This window comes from Granulicatella sp. (genome assembly GCF_057274575.1).
The window spans coordinates 81,341-88,832 of sequence record NZ_DBHISP010000007.1; the positions used below are offsets into that span (position 1 = coordinate 81,341).

Sequence of the window (7,492 nt, forward strand, 5' to 3'; positions counted from 1 at the left end):
ACAGATTTTATAAGGAGTTTCAACATTTCCCCTACCAACTTTTTACTAAATTTCCTACTTCAGTCCTATGTGTACACTCCGCAACTGTGGTACACTAGGGACATTGATGAAAGGAGCTTGGTGATGCTACAACTACAACATATTTCAAAAGTTTATCATACAGCTAATCAAGAGTTTCACGCGTTGAAGGATATCTCGATTCACTTCCGTGAAAATGAGTTTGTCTCCATTCTCGGGCAATCGGGTTCTGGGAAAACCACCCTATTAAATATCATCGGTGGACTCGACCAATACACATCTGGTGATTTACTCATCCAAGGAAAATCAACAAAGCAATTTAAAGACCGCGATTGGGACAGCTACAGAAACCATACGATTGGGTTTGTCTTCCAATCGTATAATCTCATCGGCCACCAAACGGCACTCTCAAACGTCGAGATTGCGATGACGCTCTCTGGTGTTTCCAAAGCGGAACGCAAAAAACGTGCCATCGAAGCGCTCGAACGAGTTGGTCTAAAAGACCATTTATATAAGAAACCAAGTCAGATGTCTGGGGGACAAATGCAACGAATCGCAATTGCGCGTGCCCTTGTGAATAATCCAAAAGTCGTTTTAGCTGACGAACCTACAGGAGCGCTCGATTCCGAGACTTCTGTTCAAATCATGGAGTTATTAAAAGACATTGCCAAGGAACGTCTGGTTATCATGGTGACGCATAACCCAGAACTTGCTGAAAAATATTCTACTCGAATTGTACAAGTATTGGATGGCAGTATCTTGAGCGACTCAGATCCGTACAACCCAACAGAGGAGATAACACAAGGCGATATTCAGTTCACCAAGACGAAGATGAGCTTTATGACGGCGTTGGCCCTTTCGTTTAATAACTTATTGACGAAGAAAGGCCGTACCTTCCTGACTGCCTTTGCCGGTTCTATCGGGATTATCGGGATTGCCCTTATCCTGGCCCTCTCGAATGGTGTGAGCGACTACGTGAAGAAGGTGCAAGAAGATACCCTCGTCTCTCTTCCACTGACGATTAGCGAGCAGAACCAAAGCAATCTGCTAGCCACTCCGCCTGATTTAGGTGATAAGCCTTTTAAAGAGAATAATGAACTCGGTGTTAATACCGTCCTTACAAAATTACTAAAAAAACAAATCGGGAAAAATGATTTAGCTTCTTTTAAAAAATATTTGGAAGAGAATGCTTCTCAAGTCGAAGCTCTTACAAAAGATGTTCATTATCAATACAATTTACAACCTTACATTTATGAAAGCGATACTTCCAATGGTCCAAATAGTATCCTTCCTTCCACTCTTGCAGATGAAGTCGAAACTTCTAATCAAACAATGAAAGGCTACTTGAATAATATTGACTATTGGAGTGAACTTTCGAGTGATACGGCCATGTTAGAAAGTCAGTACGATGTTTTGGAAGGACGTTTGCCAAAAGATAAATCAGAAATCGTCCTTATCGTCGATGAAGATAACCAAATCAGTGATCTACTCCTTTATAACTTGCGTATCAAAGATCCTAGCGAATTAAACGATGCGAAAAAACTGGACGAACTCAAATTGCAAACGTATCAATATAGCGATTTCATCGGAAAAACATTCAAAGCCGTTGTCAACACAAACCGATTCGTTAAGGAAAACAACCAATGGATTAATAAAATTGACAACCAATCGTATATGAAGACACAAATCGAGAAAGGCCTTGAGCTTAAAATTGTCGGTGTTCTTCGTCAAAAAGAAGGCACAAGATCTAGTGTGAACTCTCCTTCTGGCGGAGTAGCCTATACAAGCGCCCTTATCGATTACACTTCTGAGCAAATTCAAAATAGTGACATCGTGAAGGAGCAAGAAGCCAACCCAACCATCAATGTATTTACTGGAAAAGAATTTGCTAAAGACCCAAAACCATTCAATTCGGCTGATTTAACCGAAGAAGAAAAAATTCAATTGGCAAAAATGACGCCTGAACAACAAGCGCAATACGTCCAACAATACAACGACAACTTGGCTACCACTTACGAAGAAAACTTGGCAAAATTAGGTGTTATCGACAAATCCAAACCGGCAGCTATCGAGTTCTACACCTCTTCGTTCCAACAAAAACAAGAATTGAAGGACTTCATCAACACCTATAACACGGCCAAAAAAGACGCCGGCGAAGACGATAAAGTGCTCGCCTACTCCGACGATATTCAAACCATCATGTCTTCGATTACGACAATGGTGGGCGTGATAACAACCGTACTTGTTGGTTTTGTTGCTATCTCCCTTATCGTTTCATCGATTATGATTGCGATTATCACGTACATCTCAGTTCTCGAACGTACAAAAGAAATCGGAATCCTACGTGCAATGGGGGCTTCGAAGAAAGATATCCGTCGCATCTTTACTGCAGAAACTGCTATCGAAGGATTTATTTCCGGGGTACTCGGTATCGCGATTACGCTCCTTGCAACTTTCCCAATTAATGCAATTGTTGCACAAACAACCAAGGTCGACGGAGTTGCACAATTACCATGGGATGCCGCTCTTATCCTAATTCTCATTTCTATCGTTCTTACAGTATTGGCTGGTTTAATTCCTTCGCGTATCGCCGCAAAGAAAGATCCAGTCGAATCGCTCCGTAGCGAATAACCATTAAAATTTGAAAAGGTGGATAAAGGCGCAGCCTTTACCCACCTTTTTCATTGCCTAAATTAACATATATGTTAATTTCGCTCCCTTTCCTAAAAAGCACAAGACAACTCGACTTTTCACAACCAATTGAGTTAGCCATGGGATGCAGTCTAACTTTGCCTAAACTAAAGAAAACAAAAACCCTCTGGACTCTGCACTCCTAGCCATAAAAAAAACAAAAGACAACTCCGCTTTATACAACCAATTGTATTAGCATCAAGTCTAGCGTAAGAACAGAATTTAACACAAACTTTTTCAGTGGAACGAAAAACATCTTCAGATTATATAGTGGTATTTGTAAGGACAAATACCCAATGTGAATTACAGCTGCTAAGAAATTTATTTCCTAGCAGCTGTTTGAAGCTTGGGAACCTGGAGACTACAGGCTCCAGGTGGTATCCTTATATTTACCACTATTAATACATCTGAAGATGTTTAAAGTGACACTGTTTTAGTTTATTTTATATAAATTCTGTCCTTACGCCAGAGACCCCATTGGATCCCAAGGCGCTAATACAATTGGTTCGCTGTTGAAGGCATCGAGTTGCTCTTTTGTAAGCAAGTCTTTTCTGATAACAATCTGATACGTATACTCATCCATCCACGCATCGCTCATCATCCAGAACCCTTCAACCCCAGATTCTTCACCCCAACTATTTTCCACTTTCCAGCGATTAGGTTTACCATCGACAAGGTTCACCCCTGTTAATACCATCGCGTGTGTCATTAAGCTATCGCCGTATTCAAGACGTTCTCCTTTAGTAAGTGAATAGTCGATTCCAGTTAAGCCTTGAAGGTCAAAGTTATTCAGCGCAAGACGGCCATTGCTGCGGTTTGAAGATTGACCAACATCGCAACCGAACCAGACTGACTCGCCTTGTTCTAATTGGCGAATCGCTAATTCTTTGAACGTTGCCATATCAAGGTTCAAGTAGCGCACTTGGTTTCCAACGACATTTCCAAGCATGTCAACAGTGTATGAACGGTTGAATGGTTTGTCCGTTGTTGGTGAGTTGATGATAGACACGTAATCGTCCAAGTTCAAGCCCACGAATTGTTCGAAAAAGCTTTGTGGTGTCAAATTCAAGTGACGGTGGAATTCCTTATCTTTATCACGATATTCGAAGTCGAATGTTTCTGGAGGAGTTCCAAGAGTCACGCTAAGTAAATCGTACACTTCTTGCATTAATTGTTTACGCGTTTCGTTGATTTCCTCTTCACTAGCGCCACGTGCCACTAAGTCACGGAGCACTTTTGCGTCTTGGCGAAGTTTTTTATTTAAATATTTGTTCAAATCGCTTGAAGCCGAGCTTGAAAAACTTTCCGGCATCACGCTCTTTGGCACAACTCCATATTTCTTGAAGATAGACACAATCATATCCCATTGACCACCGTCTTGTTGAGGCGTTTGTAAAAGGAAGGCTACATTGCGGCTTGTCACAGGTTCCCCCGCCGTTTTTAAAATATTTTCATGGAAATAATTTGCCTTTTCGTATTTATCCCAGAAGAATGTATAACTTTGTGAGAGTTCAAATTCTTCGAGCTTGAAGTTATTAAAGAGTCTGTGGCGGAATGTATTCAGCGCCGCAAACATCCAGCAACGACCTGAAGCCTTTTGGTTGGCTACTTTCCCGTGTTCCAAATCAATCGAATACACCGGCTGATTTTCCACAACAGAAGCGACCGTCTCACTAGATCCTTTCAAGCCATTCTTTACCGCAGCATTTTGCGCCACGATACGCTCTGGCTTACTTTGAAAACTTTCTTTATATTGTTTCGTCAATTCCTTTGTTAACGTAAACATCACTTCATCTCCTTTAATCTTAATATTCTTATCGTACTCCTCTTAAGAAACGGATGCAATACGATTTAATAAAAAAGAAACAATATCCTTTATATTTTGTTTCCATCAAAAAAGACGGTATTCTTACCGTCTTTTTCTAATACCCTCTTATTTTGTAAAATCCGCCATATTGATTGGAATGGACCTTCCGTCTGGCAAGCGTAATTCCGCCGTTCCATCCATATTAAAGACTAAACTATCTAATCCTACTCCATAACTAGCAGCAAACTTAGCAAGTTTTTCTTGGACAGGATCCACTGCAGGCTCGTCATTCTCTCCTGAATCTAAACTAGGCTCTGTACCTTCATTTTCATGAGGCTTTGGAGTCGATGGAGTTTCAGGTTGGGATTGCGAATCACTTGGCTTAGACGTTGAGTCTGAAGCTTTCTCTTCTTTCGTTGTTTCCTTTTGTTCTTCTGAAGTACTTTGCGGCGCCTCTTCTGGTTGTTTTTCTTTTTCTCCTTGTCCCTTTTCCCCTGTATTTGCTGTGGATGGTTCTGTTTTTTCTGCATCTTTTTGCGCATGCTCTTGGAATTGTTTGAGCACTCCCGGTTCTTCCGTCTTTTGTTTTGGATCTAAGACTGGAACTTCAACCACATAATATGATTCATTTTCTTCGTAAGGGTTCGCCATAAAAGTCACTCGAATGACATTCCCCGGAGTAGAAGTGACTCCTTTATAGGCTTCAGGAATCGGCAACTGAATTTCCCCTACTTTATAGTTATTTTCCAAGTATGGTGTTCCGTGGAACTCATCAAACACACGGACCAATGCTTCTGTTCCTCCCGGAATCTTATACTGTAGTTTCAATCTGAGATGAGTGTCCCCGGCATAAAACGGATAGAAAATAGTATGACTAGCCATTTCATAAGCAAGAGATGCAGTCACTGTGAACGTTCCTTCATAATGAACTTCTGGATAATCTTTTGAAGTAATACTATATTTAAATGTTTCTCCTGGAAGATATGATTTAAGAAGTTCAAAGTTCGCAATATTTCCAACTCCATCTCCAAACACTCGCCCAGATAGTTTCTCTAATTGATGACCGTCTGGAGTTGTGAGTTTTACAATCATATTCGTTCCTAATTTCTCATCGATTCCTGGAGCAAATGTGAATGAAACACGCTTCTGCCCATTGGCTAAAGTAAATGCCTGATTATTAAAAGTGCTTGCTTTCAACAGCGCAATTGCTTCTTCTAATTCCGCACCAGAATACACTTTATTATTCTGTTTTTTGGTTACTCCATCTTCTGGTTTAGAGGTTTCATAATCATGATGAGAATGCCCACCACTAAACGGTTTACTCTCATCAATCGGTTCTGCATGATGATGATCTCCATGAGGATAAATAATGGAATTTTTTCCCTTATCGACTACAATTTGGTCTCGTTTAACCCCATATTCTTTCATAATTCGAGCAATTTTTTCCTCGATTTTTCTCTCTAACTCTTTATCCTCTTTATTTTCCTGAGTCGTATTTTCTGAGGGAGTCGGTTCCTGCGTGGTATTTGGTTCGTTAGTCTCGGGTGCTTCCTCAACCTTTCGACCATAATACCGTGCTCTGGCTTCTTCTAGATTTTCTTTAGGGATCAAATATTCCCATTGACTATTTACGAGTTGCTCATAAGGAATTACATGAACATCTTTTAAACTACCATTATGAGCAACTAGTAAATACTTGCTTGTTTTTCCAATAATATGATTTCCATCAAATAAAAATCCATCGCTCGTAGGATAATGAATTCCTGGAAATTGTTTTTCACCTGAAGAGGTGTCAGGTGTTTGATTCTCCTCTTTTGAAGTTGAAGGAGGTGTTGACAGGAATGCTCCTGTTGTTCCTCCAAAATTGGATTGAACTAGACCTGGTGAAGATAACGAATGAGCGGTCTGATTCAATTGGCTTTTATAAATAAAGTGGTAATGATCCCCGTGTCTCACCACATATCCAAGCTCATTCTCCTCAACAACATCTTTGAAATCAAAAGTATAATGGTCGTCGTTAGAATTCAATGGATAAGCAGTCTTCCAGTCTTTATGCTCTAAAATAGCATCTTTTGGAACTTCTCCATAGACGAAATGATAGTGATCTCCATGTTTTTTAAGATATCCATTTGTAAAAACTTCACCCACAATCGTTTTAGGTTTATTCTTTTTAATTTCTTCAGCCGCTTTCTCGTATTTGGCTAATTTCTCCTTATCGATGTCTTCTTTTGTTGTATCCTCTGCAACTGGTTCTTCTTGTTTCACAGCGCCTTGTTGATTCACCCAAACAAATCCGCCTAATAGAGCGATACTGGCACTTCCAATAAAGAGTGATTTCTTTAGTAATTTCATTAAATTTCCCCCAAAAATATTCTAAATCGTATTTGTTACGTTTTACAATATACTACCCTACCTCGCTTCTGTCAACCACTTTGTGAGAAAAATCTTCATTCTTAACCTTTTAACTCCAACTATAACTGTTTAAAAAAATCCTAAAAGAATCGAGTTTTTATCGATAAATAGAAAATTGAATTATACTAATAGCGAACCAATCAGAATCGCTAAACTTACTCCGATAATGAAGCACACACCCCTTGCGTTCCCTTCCTAAGCATTGCCGATAACATCGCAGTAGTTTATCAAAAAAGGAAAATAAAACAGAATATCTGGCTACTCCAATTGTAGAGCACAATGGATAAACCTTCGAGCATCAGTTGATTGAAAGAATAGTGGGAAATCGTATTGAAACGAATAAGAGGGAGTTAGGAATTGATTCCTTACTCCCTCTTTGAGGCTTCAAAGGTGAGTGACTACAGGCACGAGCCGGTACCCCACTATGACTCTTTCAATCATCAAACTGATGCTCGAAGGTTTATCCATCCCATCGAAAGATGGATGAATCTGTCAGATATTCTGTTTTATTTTACCGGAGTTAAAGCAATGAACTGCTCGATGTTGTCGGCAACTTGCGCGAGT

At 40.0% G+C, this 7,492-nt stretch carries 3 protein-coding genes; 1 reads left to right on the plus strand and 2 read right to left on the minus strand.

Features of this window, described 5'->3' with window-relative positions; translation table 11 throughout:
* Window positions 1-123: 123 nt before the first annotated feature.
* The gene (locus ACO5V7_RS05285; RefSeq protein ID WP_485485338.1) at window positions 124-2,649 is read left to right on the plus strand and encodes an ABC transporter ATP-binding protein/permease; all 2,526 of its coding nucleotides are present in this window, start codon (window positions 124-126) and stop codon (window positions 2,647-2,649) included.
* A gap of 520 nt (window positions 2,650-3,169) precedes the next feature.
* Here ACO5V7_RS05285 and ACO5V7_RS05290 read toward each other — a convergent pair.
* Window positions 3,170-4,495 carry a C1 family peptidase gene (locus ACO5V7_RS05290; RefSeq protein ID WP_485485339.1) on the minus strand — a complete coding sequence of 442 codons (1,326 nt, stop codon included), beginning with the start codon at window positions 4,493-4,495 and terminating at the stop codon, window positions 3,170-3,172.
* A gap of 147 nt (window positions 4,496-4,642) precedes the next feature.
* Entirely contained in the window at window positions 4,643-6,868 is a 2,226-nt protein-coding gene (locus ACO5V7_RS05295; RefSeq protein WP_485485340.1) for a pneumococcal-type histidine triad protein, read from the minus strand.
* Window positions 6,869-7,492: the final 624 nt, after the last annotated feature.

Excerpts from the sequence above, each read along its gene's own strand:
- ACO5V7_RS05290 (WP_485485339.1), bottom strand. The coding sequence starts at position 4,495 with ATGTTTACGTTAACAAAGGAATTGACGAAACAATATAAAGAAAGTTTT.
- ACO5V7_RS05295 (WP_485485340.1), bottom strand. The coding sequence starts at position 6,868 with ATGAAATTACTAAAGAAATCACTCTTTATTGGAAGTGCCAGTATCGCT.
- ACO5V7_RS05285 (WP_485485338.1), top strand. The coding sequence starts at position 124 with ATGCTACAACTACAACATATTTCAAAAGTTTATCATACAGCTAATCAA.